Below are 24,140 nucleotides of genomic sequence, written 5' to 3'. Positions count from 1 at the left end.
CTACTTGCGCCATGAGATCAAATCTACTAATGTTCAAGAAAAGATAAAAGCTGATTATATCTAACTAAAAGTAAGATTTTTACGAACAATATGAACATAAACTTCAATCACCTTTACTATTTTTGGCAAGTAAGCAATGAAGGCAGCATCGCAGGTGCAAGTAAAGTCCTTCATTTGACGCCTCAAACCATCAGCGCGCAGCTATCAAGCTTAGAAGATCGGCTAGGGAAACCTTTATTTATAAGAGAAGGCAGAGGACTCAGGTTGACTGACTTCGGCATTTTAACAAAGCAATATGCGGACGATATGTTTTCGATTGCCAAAGAATGGTTAGAAACAACACAAGATGGTGCAACAGCCATACATCGCACATTAAAAGTAGGTATCTCAGATGCCATTCCAAAATCGTTAGTATCAAAATGGCTTGCGCCTTTGATAGAAAATGAGCAAGTTGCCAACTTGCACTGTATTGATGGTCAGCAGTCTGAATTATTGGCTCAGATGGCGATGCATAAACTCGATATCGTACTAGCGGACAAACCTCTTGATAGTAATCTGCCATTTAAAGTATTTTGTCACGAAATAGGAAAGAGCCAGATTGGCTTTTATGGTTCAATTTCTAGTTGTGAAGAACTTAGGGCAAACTACCCAAAGTCATTACAAGCACAACCAATCATTCTTCCCGCGAAACACAGCCCAGTAACGAATTCGATTCAATTTTGGCTGCAAGAGCAAAATATAGAAATCAAAGTCGCAGGTCATGTGGATGACAGTGCCTTGATGAAAGCATTAGGTCAGCAGGGATTTGGCATTTTTCCAGCCCCACTTTCGATAAAATCAGAATTACAACGGCACTATGATGTCTGCCTCATTGGCACTATCGAAAGTACGTATCAAAACTATTACGCTTTCACACCCGATAGATTAATTAAAGACTCTATCTTCAGCGAGTTCGTGAATTTTGCCAAAGGAGTGAGCTGACACTATAGTCAGCTTATGTTGGCTGTAAAAGAGAAGACAAGTTTTGTTTATAACGTCTTGATAGGTGGAGTGAATCTCCGTTTTCTAGAATAACGTCGTAATCTCCATTATCTCTTGTCTTCAGTTCACTGATAGCATTCAAATTAACGAGTGAAGACTTATGGATCCTAGAAAAGCCAAAGGTTTTAAGACTTTTTTCCATTGCTGACATCGTGTCCCTATGCAAGATTGAGCGCTGCCGATTGATCATATGAAGTTCGACATAGTTTCCCGCACCACCAACCCAAGCTAAGTCTTCCACTTTTATCACATGAATGTGCCCCGAGTCTTTTACAATCAATCTTTGATTCGGGACATACTCTGATGAAGCTTCTTTAGAATGCGAGAATACCAGCTGAAGAATATTGGTGATCAGAGCACCTTCTGTATCTTTACCATCAACACTCATTGTTGTAGAAGCATTTAATTTAACATCTGTCGTTATTTTAATAGTTGGCACAGAGTCAAAATTTCTGGTGATTAATTCTTGCTGTCTCAGGTCAATATCATGTGAAATATCAATTAACAAACAGTCGATTTCACCCACTTTAATAGTTTCTAAAACATCAACAATATTTTGATAATATACAAACTGGGAACAAACTGCGACTTCTTTTAATTTTGTACTTATTTCGACGCCAAGCTCAGATAAATAGCTAGGAATAGAGATCGTCACTCTTTTCATTCATCACCTTAAACACATCAGCAGGTTAACAAGGATACTAATACTTTGTATCCTATTTCACAATAGTTAACATGTTATTGTTATAGATTGTCACTATGTAATCTGCAAATTAAATTTGATCTTTTTTTTCTCGCCTGTCGTCACTGATTCCCATCACCTTACGTATCTCAACTGGCATATTCCAAGCTTCCGTCATAACTTCGTCGTGATACTAATAAGCCTTTGTGATGAGTTATTAGACTCGCCAAGGGTATCTAAAACAAACCTATCAGGGGATATCATGAAACAATTCAAGCGTTCTAAGTTAAGTATGCTTATCACCTCCGCGTGCCTAATCGGTGGAAGTTTAAGTATCCAAGCATCAGCCGAGGAAGCAGCTGATGGTGCTAATGAAGAAGTCGAAAGAATTTCTATTACAGGTTCTCGTATTCAACGTGTTGCGTTAACTGCTAAAACACCAGTTATCGAACTAGACGGTTCTGAATTTGCCATGTCGGGTAACTTAAACGTTGAGCAAAAGCTTGCCGAACTACCGCTAACAGTTCCTTCTTTCGGCCCTAGCTCAAATAACCCTGGTGACGGTACCGCTCGAGTAGACTTACGTGGTCTTGGCAATGAGCGTACCCTTGTACTTGTTAACGGTCGCCGCTGGGTACCAGCGACACAAACAGGTGTTGTCGACTTAAACACTATTCCAGCGTCTCTTATTGAAGGTGTAGACATCATTACAGGTGGTGCAGGTGCGGTATACGGTTCTGATGCACTAGCTGGTGTTGTAAACTTTCGTTTGAAAGATGACTTCGAAGGCGCTGAAATTTCTGCGTTATACGACATCACCGAAGAAGGCGATGGGGAAAAGTTCAACACTGACCTTACCTTGGGTGGGAACTTTGCCGACGGTAAAGGTAACGCAACTGTTTATATCGGTTACGCCAAACGTGAATCAATCTTCCAAGGAGACAGAGATTTCACTAGCGTAACACTCACTGAAGGTGATACAGGTTTAGTACCAGGTGGTTCGTCAGGTATCCCTGGCACTCGTATATTTGCCGGCCCTACACTTCCTAACGGTACAACTTTAGGCCGTTTTGGTCCTAACGGTGAAGGCCTACCATATACATCATCAGACGCGTTCAACTATGCCCCTGATAACTACCTACAACTACCGCAAGAGCGTCTAACACTTAACTCTTTTGCACACTATTACATCAATGATGAAACTCGCTTATATAGCGAATTGTCTTTCATCCGCAACGAAGTTCCGCAACAGCTAGCTCCAACTCCTGCGTTCGTAAATGGCTTGGTAGTTAACCCTGACAGTCCATTCTTCGGTGCAGATGTTCAAGCTGCTATGAAAGCGTTAGTACCTGAACTTGATGCTGACGGTGAACCAACGGGTAACATGGTTAGTCAACTTGATGCCGATGGTAACTTTACATTCGCTACAATCGGTCGTCGTATGGTTGAAAACGGTCCACGCCAAGCGATTGATACACGTAATGCGATGCGTTTATTGGTCGGTGTAGATGGCTTTATCGGTGACTGGGCATACAATGCTTACTACAGCCGCTCTGAACTAGACCGCTCTAATCTACTTAATAATGACGTTTCTGAAACGCGTTTCAGACAAGCTATTTTAGTTACTGATGACGGTAGCGCATGTCAAGACACATCTGGTGGATGTGCACCATTGAACATATTCGGTGAAGGTAATATTTCACAGGCTGCGATTGATTTTATCAATGTTGGTGCATCTAACGTAACAAACATCAAACAAGAAATCTTCCACATCGATTTTGCTGGTGAGTTACCATTTACCGTACCATCTGCTGATATGCCTATAGGTTTCGTAATTGGTTACGAAAGCCGTTTTGATGACTCAAGCTTCCGCCCTGATGAATTCTTAGCATCAGGTGATGTTTTGGGCTTTAACGCTGGTGAACCAACAGTTGGTAGCTATAGTGTTGATGAAATCTTCACAGAGATTGATATTCCATTAGTAACTGATGCGGCATTTGCTGAAGACATTACACTGTGGTTTGCGGGACGTCTTTCTGATTACTCAAACATTGGTAATGCTTCTTCATTTGCAACCACGTTAAACTGGAAAGTAAACGAATACGTTTCGTTCCGAGCTGGTTATCAAGAATCTGTACGTGCGCCTAACATCGCCGAACTATTCCAGGGCGCTGCAAATGGTTTCCCAAGCGCAACCGATCCATGTAGCGTTGATGGCTTTGTAGAAGGTACCACTGACAGAGCGCTTTGTGAGGCTCACGGTGTTGCGTCTTCTCAAGTTGGTGTATTTGAACAAGCAAACGCGCAAATCGAAGGCAGTTTCGGTGGTAACCCTGACCTGAAAGAAGAAACATCAGAAACGGTTACTCTAGGTCTTGTTATTACACCGACCGAAAACTTCGACATTACAATCGATTACTTTGATATCACGATTGATGATGCTATCGATGTACTAGGTGGTGGCGTAAACAATATTCTAGATATTTGTTACAACCAACTTAAAGATCCTAACTCAGAGTTCTGTCAAGCAATTACTCGTCGTCCTGACGGTAACGTTGACCTTGTTACAGCGCTCAACGCGAACATCGCGTCGCTAGGCACAAAAGGTTATGACGTTAACTTCAACTGGACCACAGAGCTTGATTTTGGAATTGGTGAGAACGGTTCAACACTGAACATTAACTCTAAGAATACCATCCTAGATGAGTTCTTTAGAACGCCAAGTGTTGGCTTCACTGAAACAAATTACTGTGAAGGTAAATTCGGTAATACCTGTGGTACGCCACGCCCTGAGTTCCAAAGTAATAACCGTTTTACTTGGACTTCAGGCGACTTAAGCATTACAGCTCTAGCTCGCTACATGAGCGAAGTTGATGACGACTCAGGCACTAACGAAATCGCTCCGATTTCTAAAGCAGAATGGTATCTTGACCTTAGCGCAAGCTACCACTTCACAGACCATGTACAAGCAACATTTGGTATTAAAAATGTGTTAGACACTGAGCCAACGCCATTAGGTGATGCTCAACAACAAGCAAATACATTCCCAGAGTTGTATGACGTAATTGGCCCACGTTACTTCGTGAGTGCTGTGTACACGTTCTAATCAGTTGATACTGAAAGACTAGGGAGCTTCGGCTCCCTTTTCTGTTGTTGCTGTATTAAGTCCTTTATCTACAGTGAGTTACTAAATTTTCCATCGCGTTTACTGAAAAATTGATCGAAACCAACAAAACTTCAAAAGAACAACACTTTACTCGCAACTAAGTCGAGTTTGGCTAAAATAAAAAGTATGCCGCTCAGTCTAATTGACCGTTTAAGAAAAAATAATATGAAGCAAGCGCCCGAAATTACTATTGCAGTTCAAGATGCTTTCAAATTGATCCAACAAAAACAATATCAACAAGCGTTAACTAAGTTACAGCCTTTTACTGACTCGCCTCACCCCGATCTGCATTACCTTTTGGGAATTTGCTATAAATCACTAGCCGAGTGGCAAAGCGCAATAACCTCATTAAGTGATGCCGCTAAACTCGCTCCACTTAAAACTGAAATCTTAACTCATCTAGCCAAATGTTACTGGCTATCGGGTGATTTACAGCAAGCAGAAGCCCACTACCTTGCGCTGTATGAAGCTGAGCCCAAAAATCTAGATTTACTTAAAAACTTGTCGCTTCTGTATCTTGAACAAAATCAGCTCGACATGGCAAGCCAATGGGCTCTCAAAGGACAATCTCTAGATGATTCTGGACAACTCATCAAAATACTCGGGGACGTTGAAAAAACAAGAGGAAACCTCAGTGAGGCGATCGGTTATTATCAACAAGTTCCTCAACACTCTCCGGTTGTCTTTCGGGCAATACACAATTTGGGCCTTTGTTATAAATTACAGGCTAAATTTAACCAAGCGATTCAATGCTTTAAATTTGTGCATCAAAAAGCACCTGAGCACTATGAACCGCTTTACAACCTCGGCGACTGCTTTTTTGCAAATGGTCAATTTGAACAAGCACAACAAGCCTACAATCTGGCTTTGAAACAAGCCCCATACAATCCAATCATACATAAAGCGATTAACGAGCTTTATTGGCAAAGTGGGCAGCATCAGCTTTTTGCTACCAGTTTACTAAACGCGATGGAGTCAGCAAATAACCGCCTAGAACTCATAGAGTGCCTAGCTGAACTTTACTGGAATGCCAATCAGTACAGGTTATGTGAGGAATGTATCAAGACGTCGGGTTACGCCGATACTTCCGCTACATTACTCGCGTTAAGAGGGCGTCTGGCGGCCACAAACAATGATCTAAATGCAGCCTTTGAGTATTTCGATAGTGCCAATAAGATAGTCATTAATTACGACAGGATATGTGAGCAAGCAAAATTTGCAATCCAGCTTGGAGAGTTCGGTACCGCACAATCCCTGCTCGAAAAAGTGTTGCAAGCGCAGCCCAACTCACAACTTGCATTAGCTTGGCTAAGCGTAGTATATCAAGCTACCGATAAACAAAAGCACCACGCTCTATGCAACCCTGATTTTATTCTGACCACAACTTTAGGTGCTCCGAGCGGCTATCAAGACACTGAAGACTTTCTTAAAGCGTTGGAGTCATGCTTACTAACACTTCATCAAGGTAAACAAGCTCCAAGTGAACAGACCTTAGTAAATGGCTCACAAATTTCAGGAGGCTTGCTTAATAGAGATATCGAAATCATCTCCAAAGCTCGAACTCAACTGCTGCGAGATATAGATAAATGCCTTAATAAGTTAGATTTAGATCCAGAGCATCCCTTTTTAGCTCATTTACGCAAAGAGAAATGCATTACAGGCTCATGGTCTGTCAAACTGACGGAGCAAGGTTTCCACGTAAGCCATATTCACCCCGCAGGCTGGATTAGTGTAGTTCTATATATCAACACGCCAAATGACGATAGCAATAATGGTGTAATTGAGTTTGGGCGGCCACCACTGGCACCACCCTACGATTTTCCACCATTCAAAACCGTAAAACCTCAACGAGGGCAAATCGTGATCTTCCCCTCTTATTTTTGGCATGGAACACAGCCATTTAACCCTACGAGTAATAACTATCGAATGACTTTGCCATTCGATATTGGCGTTCTTAATAAATAACCTGAGGTTTGGATAAGGAATGTTCAAACTCATTGTTTCTAAAGAACAACTTAGTTTTTCCTTGTCTAGCCAGAGAGTTTTAGGGAAAACAAGGCGAATTTACGCACCAATAGCTGGCTATTGGAAGTGAATTCAACGCAGTTAACGCTAAAACTGGCTGCTAGAAAGGCATTAATTATCCGCAGCTCAGGTTAAATAGAAAGAGAAACCACTTTAATGACAAACGAAGAGATACAACCACTCAATATAGATTCACTTTTACAGCCAATTCTCGAATGCGAGCCACAAAATAGTTGGCCATTATTATTATCGAAGCTAATCGATAGCTATCCTCAGAGTGCTGAACTAAGCTATCGGGTTGCTGTAATTTTAGAGCAAATTGGAGCGTTACCTGAAAGTGAAAAGGCCTACTTTCACTGCCTTACTCTGGCACCCAAAAACTACTTAGTGTATCTCTACCTTGGACATTTATTAGAGAAGAGGGGAGAAGACAGTACAGCACTCGTATGTTACACCCTATGTGAAGCACTCACAGGCAGCTTTAAGCGCCTTCAACTCGCCAATAGCACCGCCCCTCAAACACTTGAGCGCTTCCAAAAAGCTTGGCAGTGTATGGAAAAGAACCTTGGTACAGCATCAAGCATTGAGTCGGGTCGCTGGGTGCAATACAGTAGTAAACCTTTTGAAACAGCCCAAGCCCCACACCTTTTTTACGTTGCGAATCTAAGTGCTCATCCTATCTGGCCCGCGGAGCAATTTGCATGGTATGAAAGCTTTAACGCTACGATCCCCGACATCATCAAAGAATTCCACACTACGTTTAGTAGCGCATCTTCACACCTTACGCCTTATTTGTCGGGTAAAGAGTATGAAAGCGCATTTCCAATGCTCGCAAACAGTAACAACTGGCAAGCGTTATCCCTTTTTAAAGAGGGTGTGGAAAACGTTTCAGTGTCAAAGCACTTTCCTATACTCAAAAAGGCCTTAGAGAAAGTACCTTGTTATGGCTTAACAGCATCTCCATACGAAGTGTTTTACTCTAAATTAGCCAAAGGCCAAACCATCACTCCACATTACGGCCTTTCGAACCACAGCTTAACAGTGCATTTAGCCATAGATATTCCCCATGACTGTTACCTAGACGTCAATGGCGAGCGTGCTTCATGGCAAGAACATCAACTCACCATCTTCGATGACTCCTATTTGCATATGGCACATAATGGCAGCGACCGTGACCGAATTGTACTTATATTCTCAATTTGGCATCCTGATCTAACATCGACTCAACGCCAGGCAATACAATCAGAATTTAAAAATAGACAACGTTGGATTGATAATTTAAACGCAACTTTGGTTCAATATAGAAACGATCACTAGAATCCTAATTTTCATCACGTCTCCCCCTCAACTTACCACAAAAGGGGTTGTTACTATGTGAATAACCCGTAACTTAAAGTTTGACCTTATGATTGAGGTCTCCCTGGATAATTTCGGGGGGTAACCCCCGTTTTTTTAATACTAGCCACACCATAAATCACAGTGCTAAAATCCAACCACAATCTTCAAGTTAATGTAAATTCATGCAAAAACCGATCATTACAATTCATTACTGCGTGCTTTGCCAATGGATGCTGCGAGCTTCTTGGCTTGCACAAGAGCTGCTTTCAACTTTCTCCGACGATTTAAAGCAAGTTGCGCTCGCGCCTGCAAGTAAAGGCGTATTCGAAATTTACTACAACGATACGTTAATTTGGTGCCGCAAAGCAGATGATGGCTTTCCAGAAGCCAAGGTGCTCAAAAGAAGAGTGAGAGATTTATTAGATCCTGAGCGCGATTTAGGCCATGTAGATAAGTAACCGGCGAACAAGGGTGGCTATCACTTAATCCGGAGCGTGTATGAGCAAGTCCAAAGTCCCCACCGGTTAACAGCTTCATAAATAAATTCCAGCACATGATCCAGACCTGAGTAACTCCGATTTAGTCCCGTGCGTACGGGGGCGAAGTAGGACCGACAAAAATATCTGGAATATTTTTGAACAGCTCTGCTGACCCGAAGGGCGAAAGGCAGGAAGTCTGGAGTCATCATCGTTTCGCAGCCTGCTGAGGTGAGCGCATGGATGCGTGAGGGATGCTGCTTCACGGACGAATTACAGCACATGATTCAGACCTGAAAAACTCAGGTTTAGCCCCGCGTCTGCGGGGAACACTCTAAAAATATATCATTGTTTCTATTAATAAAAATCACACTTACAATATTCACCAAAAATATTGGGTACAAATTCTACGTATGTTTACTCGGCTCAATTGTTAAAGATCGGGGTTTCTCTTCAAATAATGTATAGCCAACAGGCCAATAAACTTCACTATACTTGCTCAGCAAAATCGATGAGCTCTTGCCCTGATAGGCGATAAATAATCCATTCGTTTTGTGCTTTAGCACCAATACTTTCATAAAAATCGATTGATGGTTTGTTCCAGTCCAGCACCACCCACTCAAAGCGACCGCAGTCCTTTTGCAGTGCAAGTCTTGCTAGGTATTTCATGATCCCTTTACCTGCACCAACACCGCGTTTGTCTTGTGACACATATAAGTCTTCAAGATAAAGTCCGTGCTTGCCAAGCCAAGTAGAATAATTAAAGAAATACACTGCGAACCCGATTGCTTCACCATCTAGTTCACAAATAACGCTGTGTGCTCTGGCTTCTTTACCAAACAATTTCTGTTCTATTTCTTCCACGGTATTGAGCACTGCATCTGGCTCTTTCTCATAAATTGCAAGTTCGTGAATAAAGTGCAGTATTGTCGCGGCATCAGCTACTTCTGCTGGGCGAATTGAAAGGCTCATAATAACTCCTGTATGTAGGTTTTAGTCAGCTTAGCAAATTGTAAAGGGGGATGACAGCACCTTTCAGACATCAGCAAAGTGAACAAACTTTCCAGCTCGTTCGTATAAGGAGCTAACCGTTTTTACATAGGAAGAGGTTAGTATGCAAAGGACGATCTTTACCTTTTTGATGTTGCTATTCAGCGCTCAGGGTTTCGCAAGCACCAGTGATCTTGTAAATCAATTTATAGAGAACCCTCAACAAGTCGGCAAAACAAGTCGAATGACCTATTTGTTTTGGGATGTTTATGATGCCAGCCTTTATGCGCCACAAGGCGCGTACTCTCAAGACCAGCCTTTTGTATTGGCACTACATTATTTACGCGAGCTTGATGGCAAGGAGATAGCAAAACGATCTATTAAAGAGATGGAAAAGCAAGGATTCAGTAATTCAAGCCAAGGTGAGCAATGGCTGGCAGAAATGGAAAAAACTTTCCCCGATGTCTCTAAAGGGACCGTGCTCTTTGGTGTAAGAACCCCCGAAGGAACTACACAGTTTTACCAAGATAAAAAGCTTATTGGCGAAGTGAAAGATTCGGAATTTACTACCCGTTTTTTCAATATTTGGCTCGGCGAAAAAACATCCGAACCAGCCATGCGAGCCGAGCTTCTAGGTCTAAAGCGGAAGTAGCATATGGCTTTTTTCCATTAATTTCATCTTCGCTATTTGACTCATATATAAAAAGCAATAGCACTCAAAGTGGCTTCAAGCCTAAGGAGAAAACAATGCGCATCACTCTTGCAGTACTCACCTTATTTTTATTGTCGGCATGCAGTTCGGGCATTGACGGTAAAAAATACTCGACACTTAAACCGCAATTTGACCCCTATGAGTTTTTTGTTGGTGACATAAAAGCATGGGGGATAGTCCAAGACAGAGATGGTAACTTAGTTCAACAGTTTACCGTCGATATCAAAGGCTCGATTAATAACAAGTCAGAGCTTGTTTTAGATGAGTCCTTCAACTATCTACTCGGTGATGGCGTGAAAACACGAGTTTGGACTATTACAAAAGCATCTGGCAACCAGTACTCAGGCCGCGCCGACGATATCCTCAACTCGGCATCAGGTGAAACCTTCGGCAATGCGATGAATTGGCAGTATAGAATGGACTTACCCGTTAACGACACCAGCTACGAGGTACACTTTGATGACTGGATGTGGTCTTTTGACCAAACCACTCTTATGAACCGCTCTTATATTGAAAAGTTCGGTATTGTAATGGCTGAAGTCACAATATTTATGCAAAGGCAATAATAATTACGCCAAATCAACTTCAATTTAACCTTCTTACTCGTGTATTTGTCTACAATTTGTAGACAAATACACGAGCTTCACTACAATCCACAGCAATTCTAGTAGCGTAATCATGTCCCACACTGATAAATGCTTAACGAAAAATGCCGTATCGAAAAGTCTTATTGCTGAGTAAGGCGCAAGAAACTGCGGCGAGATAGTAGCTAATAAGAACCAATAGGAATCCCCACAATGATAAAGAAGATACTAGCTGGAGCCATTGCTCTTGCGCTTGTCGGATGTGTTAATACCGAAAATGAACAATCTAATAATGCGGCATTGACGCAATCTGTGAAATATCCAATCACTAAAACAGGCACAGTGATAGACAACTACTTCGGTACGCAAGTGGCAGATCCATATCGCTGGTTAGAAGACGATAAAAGCGCAGAAACCGCTGCGTGGGTAAAAGCACAAAACGAGGCTACTCAAGCATATTTATCGCAAATACCATATCGTAAAGACATTGAAAAGCGCCTCACCGAACTACTTGATTACGAGCGTGTTTCTCAACCTTTTAAACACGGCAACTATACCTATTTCTACAAAAATGATGGATTGCAAAACCAAAGTGTTTTGTACCGCCAAAAAGAAGGTGGAGAGGCTGAGGTATTTTTAGACCCAAATACCATGAGTGAAGATGGCACAACATCGCTTGCAGGATTAAGTTTTAGTAAAGACGCCTCATTAGTGGCTTATCAAATTTCAGAAGGTGGAAGTGACTGGCGTAAAGTGATTGTGCTAAACGCCGAGACTAAAGAGCAGGTTGGTGAAACGCTAGTCGACGTGAAGTTTAGTGGTATCTCTTGGTTTGGTAATGAAGGCTTTTACTACTCAAGCTATGACAAGCCCAAAGGCAGTGAACTTTCTGCAAAAACTGACCAACATAAAGTGTATTACCACAAGATTGGCACACCTCAAGATCAAGACAAGGTCATTTTTGGTGCTACTGATGCGCAAAAACACCGTTATGTTTATGGTGGTGTAACAGACGATAAAAAATACTTAGTGATCTCTGCTGCGGTATCAACCTCAGGTAACAAGCTATTTATTCGTGACTTAAGCAAACCAAACAGTGACTGGGTAACGATTTTAGATCATACCAACTCTGATACCAGCGTGATCCACAGTGAAGGCGACACATTGTTCTTAAGCACTAACTTAGATGCGCCGAACCGTCGTATCGTTAAAGTCAATGCGAAACAGCCACAACCAGAAAAATGGCAAGATGTGATCCCAGAAACCGACAATGTACTATCGGTTTCAACAGGTTCAGGTTACCTATTTGCGACTTACATCAAAGATGCAATTTCATTGGTAAAACAATATGACTTCAAAGGTAAACTGATCCGTGACATTGCGCTTCCAGGTGTAGGCACTGTGAGTGGCTTTAGCGGTGAGGAAGAAGATAAAGTACTTTATTACTCATTCACTAACTACAACACCCCGAGGTCTATCTTTGCTTTCGATGCAGAATCAGGGCGTAGCGAGTTATATAGTTCAGATAAAGTAGATTTTGATTCAGATGCTTACGTGTCTAAGCAAGTTTTTTACACCTCAAAAGACGGCACCCGTGTGCCGATGATCATCACCCATAAAAAAGGGCTGAAACAGGATGGTAACAACCCGACTCTGTTGTACGGTTATGGTGGATTTAATGTCAGTCTTAAGCCTTACTTTAGCCCAACACGTGCAGCTTGGTTAGAGCTGGGTGGTGTTTATGCGGTAGCAAACTTACGTGGCGGCGGTGAGTACGGTAAAAAATGGCACAAAGCAGGTACTCAAATGCAAAAACAAAACGTCTTTGATGACTTTATTGCTGCAGGCGAATATTTAGTATCTGAAAATTATACTTCAAGTGAAAAGCTTGCAATTAACGGTGGTTCGAACGGTGGTTTGTTAGTAGGTGCAACGATGTTACAACGTCCAGACCTATTCAAAGTAGCTGTACCTGCGGTAGGGGTACTTGATATGCTGCGTTACCACACGTTTACTGCTGGTGCTGGCTGGGCTTACGATTACGGTACGGCGGAAGACAACAAAGAGATGTTTGAATACCTGAAAGGTTATTCACCTGTGCATAACGTAAAGGCTGGTGTAAATTATCCAGCAACTATGATCACTACAGGTGACCACGATGACCGCGTAGTACCTGCACACTCTTATAAGTTTGCCGCTGAGCTACAAAGCAAACACACAGGTGCTAATCCGACGCTTATTCGTATCGAAACCAATGCTGGACACGGCGCAGGCACACCGATAAGCAAGACAATTGAACAGTATGCCGATATTTATGGCTTTACGCTTTACAATATGGGAATTAAGTCTCTTTAGCCATAAGCCAAGCTTCAAAAGCCACCTGTGAGTAGAGGTGGCTTTATTCAATAAGGACGTATCTATGCTCAGTTGCCAACAGTATGATTATATTGAACTGGCGTGTATAAAACGCCTAGCGGTTACTATTGAGATGAAAGATGGTGACGTTGTGCGTGGCAGGTGCGAAAACACGGCCATAGTCGGCAAACAGGAGTGTTTAGTTTTAGAGCGAGAAAATCAAACGGTCACTGTGGTACTTGCAGAGATTGCCAGTATCTCTGCCGATACCGACAATCCCTATTTTACAGTGTTAAGATTTCAGCGATAACGCCATAAAGACACTTAACGGGTTGTCACGATACATACCAAAGCGTTCACATCGCTCAAATCCCAAGCTCTCATAAAGACTTATCGCACTGGCTTGCTTAGAGCCGGTTTCCAGCCGAATAAGTGGGATCTGCGCTTCACCCGCGTAGTGAAGCAAAATTTGCATAATACGTTTAGAAAGCCCTTTACCTCGATAGCTAGGTTTTACGTACAAGCGTTTAATTTCACCGTATAAGGTTTTATCAAACTGCTTTACAATCGCACCGCACGCTACAATGCCCTCTTCATTTTGTAAGCCAACGGCATACACGTTAGGTTGGTTAATTTCTTCTATTGATAAAGACTGTGCACTTGCGATTGGATATAAGCTGTTCATAAGCTTATCGATTTCAGAAAACACCGCGACTACTTGTGGGTCATCTGACTTTAACTGAATTAATTGCATACCTGCCTCTGAGAAGTAAGGCCAATTTGTCCCGTGCTCATAAACTGAGCAATATTATTACTATTCTGGCCGACGTCAAACTATACCGAGTTAGAAATAATAAGCAAATTATAGAGGCAAGATGATAGGCTGAATGCCTACGGAAACTTTATGGTGGTGTTAGCTCAAGATACTAACCATATGTTTTAAATAAATAAAATTTAGTAACCCCGAACTGTTACAAAGTGTAAGGTGATGGTGTGAATTAGATACTTTAGGTAAATACGAATTTTTCATTCTTATTCTGTCTGGCGGACTTCATGCTTTATCGCGCCGCTCTTATGTATTGCTACTTTGGTTTCTACAGGCTGTTTGCTCTTACTTGGAAAGCTCAGTAAAGTCAGTAATAACAACACGCTTGTTAGCGCTACAATCAGCGGGATAGAGGTATGCGAACTTGTGTGTGATGCTCTATGGGGCATAAACAAACCTACGAAAATTAATTTGTCTTCCCTAAAAACCAATCCTTTTTAACCAACAACTAAAATAGCACTTAGTTAAATATGATTACTTTTTATCACACCTAAACTTTTAGTGCTATCTCATTTTAAAAAAAACACCAAAAAGTATTAATACAACCATTTACCAATGACATTACTGTTCATTCACTTTCCACCTATCCAACTGACGGACCCCAACCAAAGTTATTAGCTTGCAGCTTGAAGGCTAAACTGTTTGTTCACTAGGCTTTGGTAAAGTGAAGAATGTTGCATCAGATACTGATGGTTTCCCTGTGATTCAATCTCACCTTTGTTAATGACGATAATATTATCAGCATCCATAACCGTACTGAGCCGATGCGCAGCGATAATTGTAGTACGACCTTTTTTTGCATTTTTCAGGGCAATTTGAATAGCGGCTTCACTTTGTGAATCAAGGCTTGCCGTTGCTTCATCCAACAGCAGCAATGCAGGGTCTTTTAATAGTGCTCGCGCCAATGCAACTCGTTGCCTTTGTCCGCCAGATAGAGTAATGCCACGCTCACCAATTCGAGTATTCAACCCATCAGGTAGTGTCGCTATAAACTCTGCTAAATCGGCCGTGGCGATGGCATGCTGTAATTGTCCATCATCTATTGTTTCATCAGCACCGTAGACCAAGTTTTCGTATAAGGTGCCACACAGCAGCGGGCTCTCTTGCGCAACGTAACCGATTTGCGCTCTCAAATTGGCTCGGTCTAGCTCTTCAACATTAAGCCCTGCAATTTCAATGTAACCACGCCTCACTGGATAAAAGCCCTGCAACAAAGCAAAGAGTGTAGACTTACCAACTCCTGATGGCCCAACAATAGCGGTCGTTTTTCCACTTAAGAATTCACAGCTCAAGCTTTTAAATACTGGTTTATCATCAGTATAACTAAAAGATAAATTTCGAACATAAATTGACTTATCAGTCAGGTTAATCGTATGACCACTTTCATTTTCCGGTGCCGTTGCTAAGATCTCATTAATACGAACGGCCGCTCCTTTTGCTTTATTAAACGCGGCTACCACCATGCTCAACTGCCCCATCGGCAACACAATGTTCAGTAAAAACATGATAAACGCAACAAAAGCGCCCAGAGTCATTGCACTATTGGCAACCCTTGATGCGCCAAATCCTAGTACTAACACTATCGAAGCCATGATCACTAAATTCACCAATGCGCCCATGGTCGCTAAAAGCGTATGTTCTGACATTGCAGTTTTATAGAGTGACTTCAATTCATTGTTATTCTTTTTAGCTTCTATTTTTTCTGCACCTTGTGCTCTTAGTAAGCGGATATTAGCAAACAGCTCGGTTAACCTTCCTAGCATAGAGGCTTCAGTATCTTGTAATGACTTAGACAGATCCGTTAGCCTCACGGAAAACGGTAAGATAATCAGAAAACTAGCCGTCACTGCACCAAGCATTACAAGTGTCATTTGCCAGTCTAAAAACCATAGAATAATAAAAGAGCCAAATAATGAAACCACACCAGATATAAAAGACACAGACTGCTCGCTCACAAGGTTTTCAATAATTTCAGTGTCTTTTACGATACGATTCGCGGGCTCCCCAGCTCTAGTATTATCAAAGAAGGAAACAGGCAAACGAATGAGGTGCTGAAAAAGGTCTCCGCGTAATTTAAGCTTTTGCTCATTGCCAATTTTACCCATGATGTAAGTCATCAGCCCTGTTAGCACAGCGGAAAACACTAACACCATAATTAATATGACTACCTGTTCATTTGAAAAATGACCATTTTCTCCGAGTTCTTCCAGCAACTTTTTCGTTTGCAAAGGCACCAACAAACCTAAAGCACTAGAGATAAGCGTAAATAAAACCAGAGTGGATAGTAATAGGCGGCTTGGCCGCGTGCGCCTGACTAGCTGTATTAAAGATGATGTATTGTTCATAATTATGATGTTCCCGTTGAATAGACAACATAATAATTGACCACATTTTAAATTTAGTCAATTTAAAAATGACCTATTGGTCATTTTTAAATTGACTGTATACTGCAATGTGAACAGGAGGAGCTATGTCTGATAAGCGGAAATTAATACTGGCATGCGCGGAGCAGTTACTTTTAGCAGAGGGCGATAGTGCCTTTAGCATGCAAACCATCGCCAATAAAGTGGGCATTTCGAAAGGTGCTATCTACCTACACTTTAAGTCAAAAGACGAACTACTATTAGCCGTTTTTGAGCGTCAAACAGCGGATCTGCTAGATAAAATAAGAGCAATATTAGAAAGTGATAAATTGACACCAATTGCTAAGCTAAAACAACAAATCCGCTTCCAGCACGAAGATTTAAAGCAGTACCAAGCGATGTTTCAACTCTTATTACAGGAGGAGTCACTGAGCTTTTCAAATAACTTGATCATGTTCTATCAAGAGTTTCGCTTGACGTGGCTTACGCTACAAGAAGGCTTTTTACTTGAAAACTATGGCGAGCAAGTCCGGCCTTGGAAAACCGATCTCGCGATGACGCTTGATGGTATTATTGCTAATTATCTTTCGCTGCCCGTGATAGAAGGTATTGATTTCGACACTGAAAAGCTGGTTAATTGGGTGGTGTCATGCATGGACTCAATTTGTGCAGCGCTACCAAATCAAGCACTGTTGCCGGTGTTAACCGAACAGGATTTCCCGTCCCAAAAAGCGATCGAAGCCAAAAAACGACAACTCCACGAACAAAAAGTCCAACAAGCTTTTTTACAGCTCCAAGAAAAATCCCAAAAGCTAAAGCTTGCACCACAAAAGCGTGAGATCGTAGACCATACAATCGCTCTGTTGGAGGCTCAACTACAAGGTGAAAACCCTGATACCGTATTAATCAGGGCGCTTCTCGCAGGACTTCGAGACTACAGAGGACTAAATACTGAGCGCCAGCTACTCGCAGAAAGACTCAATGTAGAGGCAGTGTAAACCACCGAGTAATGTGATACTCGTATGGTTAGAGGAAAGCAAAATATTGCTTTACACTGCTAACTATTTTTCTTTTAAGAATAAGACTCTCTTAATCAATCCATCGACGACTTCATAGGTCGCGATGGCTTTCTACTTTAATTTATATTCCTCACCATCACGCATTAGACAAAACTCTATAACCTCAGTATCTACAATTTACAACCTTTACCCATCCTCCTAAACCTCACTAGATCGACCATAAATCCAGCAAGTTAATCATGAACTGCTATATTGTTTTATGAGGATATTATGGGGGATACGATGCTAACTGCGCTTAAAGACAGTATGCCAATTTTGATTGTTACATCTGAATGGTATGTCAGTCATACAACCGCCGTTGCGGAAAAACTGTTCGCACCTGTCGATAACGTCATCAATAAGCACCTTGAAGACTTATTTATCTTTCCTTTATGCGTAGAAGAACAGCAAAAAACAATTGCTGACGGCTCTTTGGTACAAGTGTCGTTGCGCACATCGCCAAATGTACAATTTTTACTGTCATTTTATGATGTTCGCAGCAACGAAATATTTGTACATATTGCCGAGCTCTCTACTTATTATTGTCAAAACCCTTTGGAAGACGAACAAACTCGAATTTTGCGCCACGCCGTCAACAGCGCAAACCTAGGGGTTTGGTGCTACGATCTCCTTAATAAGACAGCGTATTTTTCTCCTAAATTCAAATCACTGATAGGCCTCCCAGCCTCGGCAGAACTAGACTGGGACACCTTAAAAAGCATGATTTACCACGAAGATCAGCCACTATTTGCCGAGCTACTCGCTCACCATATTGAACAAGGTCTTATGCTGCATTTTGAGTTCAGGCTTGAGGTAAGGGGAACAATTCATTGGTTTGAGTTCAAGGGAGAACAAGTTAAGTATTGTATTCGCACACACAGTGTTTATGGGATTTTAGCTGACTGCACTCACGAAAAAGACATGCTAGTTGCATTACATGATGCAGAAGAAAGCAAAGAACTTGCCATGCAAGCGGGGAAAATAGGCACTTGGCGAGCAATACGAGTGGCGAATCAATGGATCTGGAATTGGGATCATCAAGCGAATGAAATTTTTAAGCTTTCGGAAGACGATATTGGCAATTTGCATCTTTGGGAAGCAAGCCTTCACCCCGACGATAAAGCACGTGTTACTCAAGCGCTGGAAGCGTCGCTAAACTCAGGTGAAACCTTTGAGCAGCGTTATCGCGGCCTGCTCAACGATAAAGACATTGTTGTAGTGTATGCCAAAGGTGTTGTGGGGCTTGATGAACAGGGTCAGCCAGCACGTATTGACGGCGTTGTTATCGATCAAACCGATGTATATATTGCCCAGAAAAAACTCCAGCACATCAATCAAGAATTAGAGCAACGCGTCGCAGAGCGCACCGCCGATCTTGAGGCTGCTATTATTAAAGCTGAGCAGGCCAATCGCACTAAATCAGACTTTTTGTCCATGATGAGCCATGAACTCAGAACCCCCATGAATGGCATTATCGGCTCCTTAGATCTCATGGCGCTATCAGAGCTTGATGAAGACAATCAAGAGCTTTTAGAAACCGCGTCTATTTCAGCCAATAATTTAGTCTCAATATTAAATGATATTTTAGACTTAGCCAAAGTTGAGCAAGGGAAAATGGAGCTTGAGAGCTATCCTTTCTCCCCTTCTAAAATGCTCAATAACATCATCAAAACCTTTGAAGCCCACGCGCGCGACAAATCAGTAAAATTAACGGTGCATGAGGACATAAAGCTACCGTTAGAAGTGATTGGCGATGAAAATAGAGTACGGCAAATTATCTTTAACGTTGTCAGCAATGCCATCAAATTTAGCGTTGCAGATCGCGAAGGCGGCGCGAAAGTCACCATCAATGTGCACTGGGCATGTGAAGGCGTAGCCTTATCTCACTTGATATTTAAGATAGAAGACAACGGCATTGGCATTGCACCAGAAGTACAAAAGAAACTGTTTACCCCCTTTACACAAGCCGAACGCTCTATCACGAGAAAATACGGTGGTACGGGGTTAGGGCTTGCAATATGTGGCAAACTTATTGACTTAATGGGCGGCAAGGTCGTCTTAAAAAGCAAATCCGGTGAAGGCTCAACTTTTACCATTACCATTCCTATTTGGCGCCCAAGAACACAACAGCAACCCAATATTCTATTTAATACGCTCTATTGGTTAAGTGATATCCATTGGCAAAGTTCGTTGGCGCTGACTCAGTTGTACAATGCCTGCACGCATTTTTGCAATGAGCTCAAAGTCATCGAGTCACCCAATGAAATCAAAGAGACAGACGATACCGCACTTATTCGTGTTGTCACAACGCAAGCCGGAGCCTCTGCAGAGCAAATACGATCACCTATTCCAGAGTTAGTATTTCTTGATGAAAAGGCGTTTGCTAACTTGAACAGTACAGCGTTAACCACACAAAAACCAAAACCAATTGCACCACAGACTCAATACGCCATCGGTCAATTACTGAGTAAACTTAAAGCAAGTCAGCAAAGTGACGAGACTGATTTAGGTGAATTAAACGATCTCAGTGAACTAGATGCGCTACTTTCACTAGACGATAAAGTATCTAGTCCTACCGATGATGAATCGGATACGAGTGGTAAGCAGCATATACTCCTTGCCGAGGATAACCCCTTTAACCAAAAACTCATCGTCAAACAGCTTTCTAGACTTGGAGTTTCCTGTGATATCGCCAATAACGGTAAAGAAGCCTTGGCGATGTATAAAAGCCAGCAATATCAGCTTTTGTTGACGGACTGCCATATGCCAGAAATAGATGGCTATGAATTAACTAAGTTAATTCGCGCATTTGAGTCCAAAGAAGAGCGCAAAGCCATTCCTATTGTTGCCGTCACAGGCGCTGCTATGAAAGGGGATAAAGAGCTTTGTTTAGATAGTGGCATGAATGACTATGTTAGCAAACCGGTGCGATTACAAGAGCTTAAAAACACCTTAGATAAATGGTTAGATATGGACCTTACACAATGAGCAAAACCCTCAACCCTCAGGTGCTTATCGATTTAATCGGTGATGATTTTGCTACGGCGAAAAAGTTTTACACCGACTTTCTAGTGCAATCAAAATCTAGCTGCGCAAAAATTAAAACTGCATACCAAACTCGTGCTTTTCAAGCGTTAAAAGACGAAGCCCATTACCTCAAAACCTCCGCCAAAGCAGTGGGTGCAGAGGTACTAGCTGAACATCTACAGGCGTTAGAATATTCGGCACTTGATAACAACACCACTGAGTGCGCCGAAAAAATAAAAGCGATACACCATGAGATCGGCAGCGAGTTTGTTCGAGAATTAAAAGCCTATTTAACTTCTCAGTCGCAAACTTAAAGCGCAATCGGCTGCTCAGCGATAGCCGCTTTGAGTCCTGCGCGTTCGAACTTCACAACATCTTCTTGATGCTGGTAATGATAGACCCAAATATTTTTAATGATGTCTTCACGATAGCTCATCAACAACTCATTAAGGGAGCAGTGACTGGGATTGTTTGCAAAACCGCAATCATGAAAAATAACCTCGTCGTTACTGACGTGATGATGGAGCAGCTCAGGAATAGCTTTGGTATCACCACTGTAAAACAGGCTACCTGGGAGATGTAAGGAAAAAGCGCTATTGGGCTCATGATGACGAACGGCATAACTATGTATACGTTGCCCACGATGAAGAAAGCTCTCTGAGATTGGAAATAAACGAAAAACCTGCCATACGCCGCAAGTCCCTTCGCTCAGTCCGGTGTAAGCAAGCATATTACACAACCCAACGATTAGCTCTGCTGGGGCATATAACGTGATTTGGTGCTGACTCAATGCAGCCTGAAAGTAAAGCTGCTCCAATCCACTAACATGGTCATAATGAAGGTGGGTGATAAACACAGCATCGGGTAATGACGAAAAATGCTTTTTATAACGCGACACCGTATCAAAGCCACAATCTATCAATAACCAAGGTAGGCCTTTATGGGTCAATACACAGGCAGAGCACCCGAGAGTTGCAGCGCTGGCGGCACTTCCCACTCCCAAAAAAACAGCAGCGTCTGGTTTACAGTGACTGTCAACGAATGATTTCGGATTGACAGCGTGTAGTTCGGTTGTCTTGGTTATGTCTTTCATTGCACTGCCAGAAAAATCAACAAACAATAGCGCCAGACTACATTGTCGGATTTACAGCCATATGACAGTCATATCTGCAATCTTTTGGTTCAGCTCACTATTTGATTTCGCTATTTTGACCACCCTAAGGTTCGCTACCTGCTTAATCCATTGATTTTTTTATAACTTCATTCTGGTATAACTATTGCTGAATGATAACCTTATGTCATCACCACTATGGAAAATAACAACGATGAAAAAGCTCTTCACTAGTTTAGCTGCACTTAGCCTTTTATCTGGCTGTGTCGTACATATCTCTCCAAGCGCAGCCGCAACCAAAACACTCCATAAATCTTTGCAACTCAACGCTGCAGACATCAGCAAACTTGATGCAAATACCACCTCGGGTAATATCCAGATCATTGGATACGATAACCAACAAGCGATCCAAGTGGAAGCTTCAGTGTTAACCACAGAAGCAGAGAACTACCAACTTACACTGGAAAAATCCGGTGACACCGCTATGTTGGTGGCCGACTCAGATACAAGCTCGGGTGTACAATGGTATCGCAATAATAGCCCTAGAATTGACTTAACCATCACCATGCCAAGCCAACTTGCGCTAACACTTGATGACAGTTCGGGGGATATAGCCATCAAAAATATCAAAGGTTTTATCAAACTAGATGATGGCTCTGGCAATATCACATTAGAAGATATTCAAGGTGCTGAAATTGATGACGGCAGTGGCAATATCCATATCACTAACGTCCAGCAACTTGTTATCGACGATGGTTCTGGCGACATAACCATAAAGGGATTAGTCGATACACTAGAGTTGGAGGATGGCTCGGGTAATATTGATGTGACTGGCGGCACGGATATCAAAATAGAAGATGAGTCTGGCGATCTAACCCTTCGCGGTTTTAGCGGCAACGCAGATATCATCGATGGCTCTGGCTCACTGATTGTTGAAGGCGGACGCAATATTAAAATCGATGATGAATCCGGTAATATTCGAGTTCGTCACGCCCAAGGCGATGTCATTATCGTTGATGGTTCGGGCAATACGGATATCGAAGCAGTTAAGGGCCACGTTCAAATAGAAGACGGTGCTGGAAATATTCGTGTGGTAAATGCTGGCTCCTTGACCATTACCGAATCAGGCTCAGGCTCGGTGAAAATAGATAGGATAGCAGGAACCGTAAAGCTAGATGACTAGGCCTGCTGAATGATTTTAGTGTGGAGCAATATACGATTGCTCCACTGTCGGTAAAGTTCAACATTAACTCGACACTGTGTAAAGTCAGCTCGTCTTCCTGACAGGAGGTGTCGACGCCCATCCATGGGCTTCTTTGATGCCTAATGACAAGGCACTCTCTCATCCCCAAAAAGCATAACTTATCGGCGGGTGAACCGTCTCCTACAACACTATTTGCACTGTGAATTAGGAAGCATTCTGCGATGATAGTTTTTGAAATGCTTTAAAGCAGCTTAATCGCTAAAATCGTAGAAGATCTCACAAGCAACGTATTCCCCTCCACCACACCCGAAAGGCATAAGTCGATATGCAATGTGCCGACAGGATGTCGGCTAAGTCTTGTCTGGCACAGGGACGTGCCTTACAAGACGGTTGCACTATGTCGGCTTAGGGTTTGAGGATTAAGTGTGATGCTGGGGCGACGTTTTCTTGGTTCGTTCTTTTTCGTCGTTTCAAAAGAATGAACGAGGAGCGCATGGATGCGCTTTGATATTAAACACGGAGGTTTTTTTGCTAACGGCTGATAGCTCGAAACTTATCGTAAAGTCAGCCCGTCCTCCTGACAGGTTTCGACGCCCATCCATGGGCTACGACTATCTTTTCTTTGCTTGCCCAAAGAAAAGGTAGCAAAAGAAAGGGCACTCCCAACATCACACTGACTCCTCAAGTAAATTGCCAATATGAACGTCACCTCGGTGTAAGGGCCATCCTTGGCCCTGTCACCACTTTTCACGCATCCATGCGTTGAAATGACTCATTGGCAATTTACTTTCAGGTGTGATGAGGGAGACACAAGGCGCTGATAGTTTTGTTTGGTGCTTGCAGGAAAATTAGCTGCTTTTGAGAGAAAAACTAGTGCACACGGCCAATACCACACCAGAAAATATAACTGTTCGGCGAGTGAATCACCTCCCACAAAACTATTTAGACTGTTAATTAGGAGTTCACACCGATCGTTTTTGTGGTGCTTGTAAGCTAATTAGCTACTTTACTGGATAAAACCAGAACTAACAGACAGCGCGATTCCCCCCTCCATCACACCCGAAAAGCATAAGTCGATATGCAATGTGCCGACAGGATGTCGGCCAAGTCTTGTCTGGCATCATGGACGTGCCTTACAAGACGGTTGCACTATATCGGCTTAGGATTTGAGGATTGAGTGTG

18 protein-coding genes are annotated in these 24,140 nt (G+C 42.4%); 13 read left to right on the top strand and 5 right to left on the bottom strand.

The genetic code is table 11. The features are described 5' to 3' along the window. Positions 1 to 90 precede the first annotated feature (90 nt). On the top strand, positions 91 to 981 hold the full coding sequence (gene nhaR / locus EXT47_RS21395; protein WP_039496207.1) for a transcriptional activator NhaR: 891 nt from the start codon (positions 91 to 93) through the stop codon (positions 979 to 981). Between the two features lie 13 nt (positions 982 to 994). Here the strand turns inward: nhaR and EXT47_RS21390 are convergent, their stop codons facing one another. After that, positions 995 to 1,705, bottom strand: a complete 711-nt coding sequence (locus EXT47_RS21390; protein WP_017218795.1) for a LytTR family DNA-binding domain-containing protein — start codon at positions 1,703 to 1,705, stop codon at positions 995 to 997. A gap of 280 nt (positions 1,706 to 1,985) precedes the next feature. Between EXT47_RS21390 and EXT47_RS21385 the strand changes: the two genes are divergently transcribed. The 4 genes from EXT47_RS21385 to EXT47_RS21370 all read left to right on the top strand — a co-directional run bounded on the left by EXT47_RS21385 (position 1,986) and on the right by EXT47_RS21370 (position 8,710). Continuing rightward, positions 1,986 to 4,829 (top strand): TonB-dependent receptor, encoded by a 2,844-nt coding sequence (locus tag EXT47_RS21385; protein WP_039496205.1) that lies wholly within the window; start codon positions 1,986 to 1,988, stop codon positions 4,827 to 4,829. 225 nt (positions 4,830 to 5,054) lie between these two features. Next, positions 5,055 to 6,854, top strand: a complete 1,800-nt coding sequence (locus tag EXT47_RS21380) for a tetratricopeptide repeat protein (protein ID WP_130127546.1) — start codon at positions 5,055 to 5,057, stop codon at positions 6,852 to 6,854. A gap of 216 nt (positions 6,855 to 7,070) precedes the next feature. Beyond that, positions 7,071 to 8,231: an aspartyl/asparaginyl beta-hydroxylase domain-containing protein gene (locus tag EXT47_RS21375; protein WP_039496201.1), complete on the top strand. Its 1,161-nt coding sequence runs from the start codon at positions 7,071 to 7,073 to the stop codon at positions 8,229 to 8,231. 203 nt (positions 8,232 to 8,434) lie between these two features. Beyond that, a complete protein-coding gene (locus tag EXT47_RS21370; protein WP_099029779.1) occupies positions 8,435 to 8,710 on the top strand; it encodes a SelT/SelW/SelH family protein in 276 nt (91 codons plus the stop codon). A 507-nt stretch (positions 8,711 to 9,217) separates the two neighbouring features. Here the strand turns inward: EXT47_RS21370 and EXT47_RS21365 are convergent. Beyond that, entirely contained in the window at positions 9,218 to 9,700 is a 483-nt protein-coding gene (locus EXT47_RS21365) for a GNAT family N-acetyltransferase (RefSeq protein WP_130127545.1), read from the bottom strand. 142 nt (positions 9,701 to 9,842) lie between these two features. Between EXT47_RS21365 and EXT47_RS21360 the strand changes: the two genes are divergently transcribed. The 4 genes from EXT47_RS21360 (at position 9,843) to EXT47_RS21345 (ending at position 13,679) form a co-directional block, all read left to right on the top strand. Next, entirely contained in the window at positions 9,843 to 10,370 is a 528-nt protein-coding gene (locus EXT47_RS21360) for a chalcone isomerase family protein (RefSeq protein ID WP_130127544.1), read from the top strand. Positions 10,371 to 10,465: 95 nt separating this feature from the next. After that, the gene (locus tag EXT47_RS21355) at positions 10,466 to 10,996 is read left to right on the top strand and encodes a DUF3833 domain-containing protein (RefSeq protein ID WP_130127543.1); all 531 of its coding nucleotides are present in this window, start codon (positions 10,466 to 10,468) and stop codon (positions 10,994 to 10,996) included. Between the two features lie 231 nt (positions 10,997 to 11,227). Beyond that, the gene (locus EXT47_RS21350) at positions 11,228 to 13,369 is read left to right on the top strand and encodes a prolyl oligopeptidase family protein (RefSeq protein WP_130127542.1); all 2,142 of its coding nucleotides are present in this window, start codon (positions 11,228 to 11,230) and stop codon (positions 13,367 to 13,369) included. 64 nt (positions 13,370 to 13,433) lie between these two features. Beyond that, entirely contained in the window at positions 13,434 to 13,679 is a 246-nt protein-coding gene (locus EXT47_RS21345) for a Rho-binding antiterminator (RefSeq protein WP_130127541.1), read from the top strand. On the opposite strand, the gene EXT47_RS21340 is transcribed toward EXT47_RS21345, so the two are convergent. Further along, positions 13,662 to 14,123, bottom strand: a complete 462-nt coding sequence (locus EXT47_RS21340; protein ID WP_010603965.1) for a GNAT family N-acetyltransferase — start codon at positions 14,121 to 14,123, stop codon at positions 13,662 to 13,664. The two genes, EXT47_RS21345 and EXT47_RS21340, sit on opposite strands and share 18 nt — an antisense overlap. Positions 14,124 to 14,809: 686 nt before the next feature. Then, positions 14,810 to 16,540, bottom strand: coding sequence for an ABC transporter ATP-binding protein (locus EXT47_RS21335; protein WP_130127540.1), 1,731 nt, complete (start codon positions 16,538 to 16,540; stop codon positions 14,810 to 14,812). A gap of 125 nt (positions 16,541 to 16,665) precedes the next feature. On the opposite strand from EXT47_RS21335, the gene EXT47_RS21330 reads away from it, so the two are divergent. From EXT47_RS21330 to EXT47_RS21320, 3 genes are all read left to right on the top strand, one after another. Then, entirely contained in the window at positions 16,666 to 17,556 is an 891-nt protein-coding gene (locus EXT47_RS21330; protein WP_130127539.1) for a TetR/AcrR family transcriptional regulator, read from the top strand. 303 nt (positions 17,557 to 17,859) lie between these two features. Then, positions 17,860 to 20,604, top strand: coding sequence for an ATP-binding protein (locus tag EXT47_RS21325; protein ID WP_130127538.1), 2,745 nt, complete (start codon positions 17,860 to 17,862; stop codon positions 20,602 to 20,604). After that, positions 20,601 to 20,957, top strand: a complete 357-nt coding sequence (locus EXT47_RS21320; protein ID WP_039496183.1) for an Hpt domain-containing protein — start codon at positions 20,601 to 20,603, stop codon at positions 20,955 to 20,957. The genes EXT47_RS21325 and EXT47_RS21320 overlap by 4 nt, the downstream gene beginning before the upstream one ends. Here EXT47_RS21320 and EXT47_RS21315 read toward each other — a convergent pair. Further along, the gene (locus EXT47_RS21315) at positions 20,954 to 21,736 is read right to left on the bottom strand and encodes an MBL fold metallo-hydrolase (protein WP_130127537.1); all 783 of its coding nucleotides are present in this window, start codon (positions 21,734 to 21,736) and stop codon (positions 20,954 to 20,956) included. The genes EXT47_RS21320 and EXT47_RS21315 overlap by 4 nt on opposite strands. Before the next feature lie 202 nt (positions 21,737 to 21,938). On the opposite strand from EXT47_RS21315, the gene EXT47_RS21310 reads away from it, so the two are divergent. After that, positions 21,939 to 22,937, top strand: a complete 999-nt coding sequence (locus EXT47_RS21310) for a DUF4097 domain-containing protein (protein ID WP_240701649.1) — start codon at positions 21,939 to 21,941, stop codon at positions 22,935 to 22,937. Positions 22,938 to 24,140 lie beyond the last annotated feature (1,203 nt).

Origin of the sequence: Pseudoalteromonas sp. CO342X (assembly GCF_004208915.1) — a bacterium.
In the GTDB taxonomy this organism is placed as follows: Bacteria; Pseudomonadota; Gammaproteobacteria; order Enterobacterales; family Alteromonadaceae; genus Pseudoalteromonas; species Pseudoalteromonas maricaloris.
This window is presented reverse-complemented; position numbering and strand designations above follow the sequence as displayed.

Excerpts from the sequence above, each read along its gene's own strand:
- nhaR (WP_039496207.1), top strand. The coding sequence starts at position 91 with ATGAACATAAACTTCAATCACCTTTACTATTTTTGGCAAGTAAGCAAT.
- EXT47_RS21390 (WP_017218795.1), bottom strand. The coding sequence starts at position 1,705 with ATGAAAAGAGTGACGATCTCTATTCCTAGCTATTTATCTGAGCTTGGC.
- EXT47_RS21385 (WP_039496205.1), top strand. The coding sequence starts at position 1,986 with ATGAAACAATTCAAGCGTTCTAAGTTAAGTATGCTTATCACCTCCGCG.
- EXT47_RS21380 (WP_130127546.1), top strand. The coding sequence starts at position 5,055 with ATGAAGCAAGCGCCCGAAATTACTATTGCAGTTCAAGATGCTTTCAAA.
- EXT47_RS21375 (WP_039496201.1), top strand. The coding sequence starts at position 7,071 with ATGACAAACGAAGAGATACAACCACTCAATATAGATTCACTTTTACAG.
- EXT47_RS21370 (WP_099029779.1), top strand. The coding sequence starts at position 8,435 with ATGCAAAAACCGATCATTACAATTCATTACTGCGTGCTTTGCCAATGG.
- EXT47_RS21365 (WP_130127545.1), bottom strand. The coding sequence starts at position 9,700 with ATGAGCCTTTCAATTCGCCCAGCAGAAGTAGCTGATGCCGCGACAATA.
- EXT47_RS21360 (WP_130127544.1), top strand. The coding sequence starts at position 9,843 with ATGCAAAGGACGATCTTTACCTTTTTGATGTTGCTATTCAGCGCTCAG.
- EXT47_RS21355 (WP_130127543.1), top strand. The coding sequence starts at position 10,466 with ATGCGCATCACTCTTGCAGTACTCACCTTATTTTTATTGTCGGCATGC.
- EXT47_RS21350 (WP_130127542.1), top strand. The coding sequence starts at position 11,228 with ATGATAAAGAAGATACTAGCTGGAGCCATTGCTCTTGCGCTTGTCGGA.
- EXT47_RS21345 (WP_130127541.1), top strand. The coding sequence starts at position 13,434 with ATGCTCAGTTGCCAACAGTATGATTATATTGAACTGGCGTGTATAAAA.
- EXT47_RS21340 (WP_010603965.1), bottom strand. The coding sequence starts at position 14,123 with ATGCAATTAATTCAGTTAAAGTCAGATGACCCACAAGTAGTCGCGGTG.
- EXT47_RS21335 (WP_130127540.1), bottom strand. The coding sequence starts at position 16,540 with ATGAACAATACATCATCTTTAATACAGCTAGTCAGGCGCACGCGGCCA.
- EXT47_RS21330 (WP_130127539.1), top strand. The coding sequence starts at position 16,666 with ATGTCTGATAAGCGGAAATTAATACTGGCATGCGCGGAGCAGTTACTT.
- EXT47_RS21325 (WP_130127538.1), top strand. The coding sequence starts at position 17,860 with ATGCTAACTGCGCTTAAAGACAGTATGCCAATTTTGATTGTTACATCT.
- EXT47_RS21320 (WP_039496183.1), top strand. The coding sequence starts at position 20,601 with ATGAGCAAAACCCTCAACCCTCAGGTGCTTATCGATTTAATCGGTGAT.
- EXT47_RS21315 (WP_130127537.1), bottom strand. The coding sequence starts at position 21,736 with ATGAAAGACATAACCAAGACAACCGAACTACACGCTGTCAATCCGAAA.
- EXT47_RS21310 (WP_240701649.1), top strand. The coding sequence starts at position 21,939 with ATGTCATCACCACTATGGAAAATAACAACGATGAAAAAGCTCTTCACT.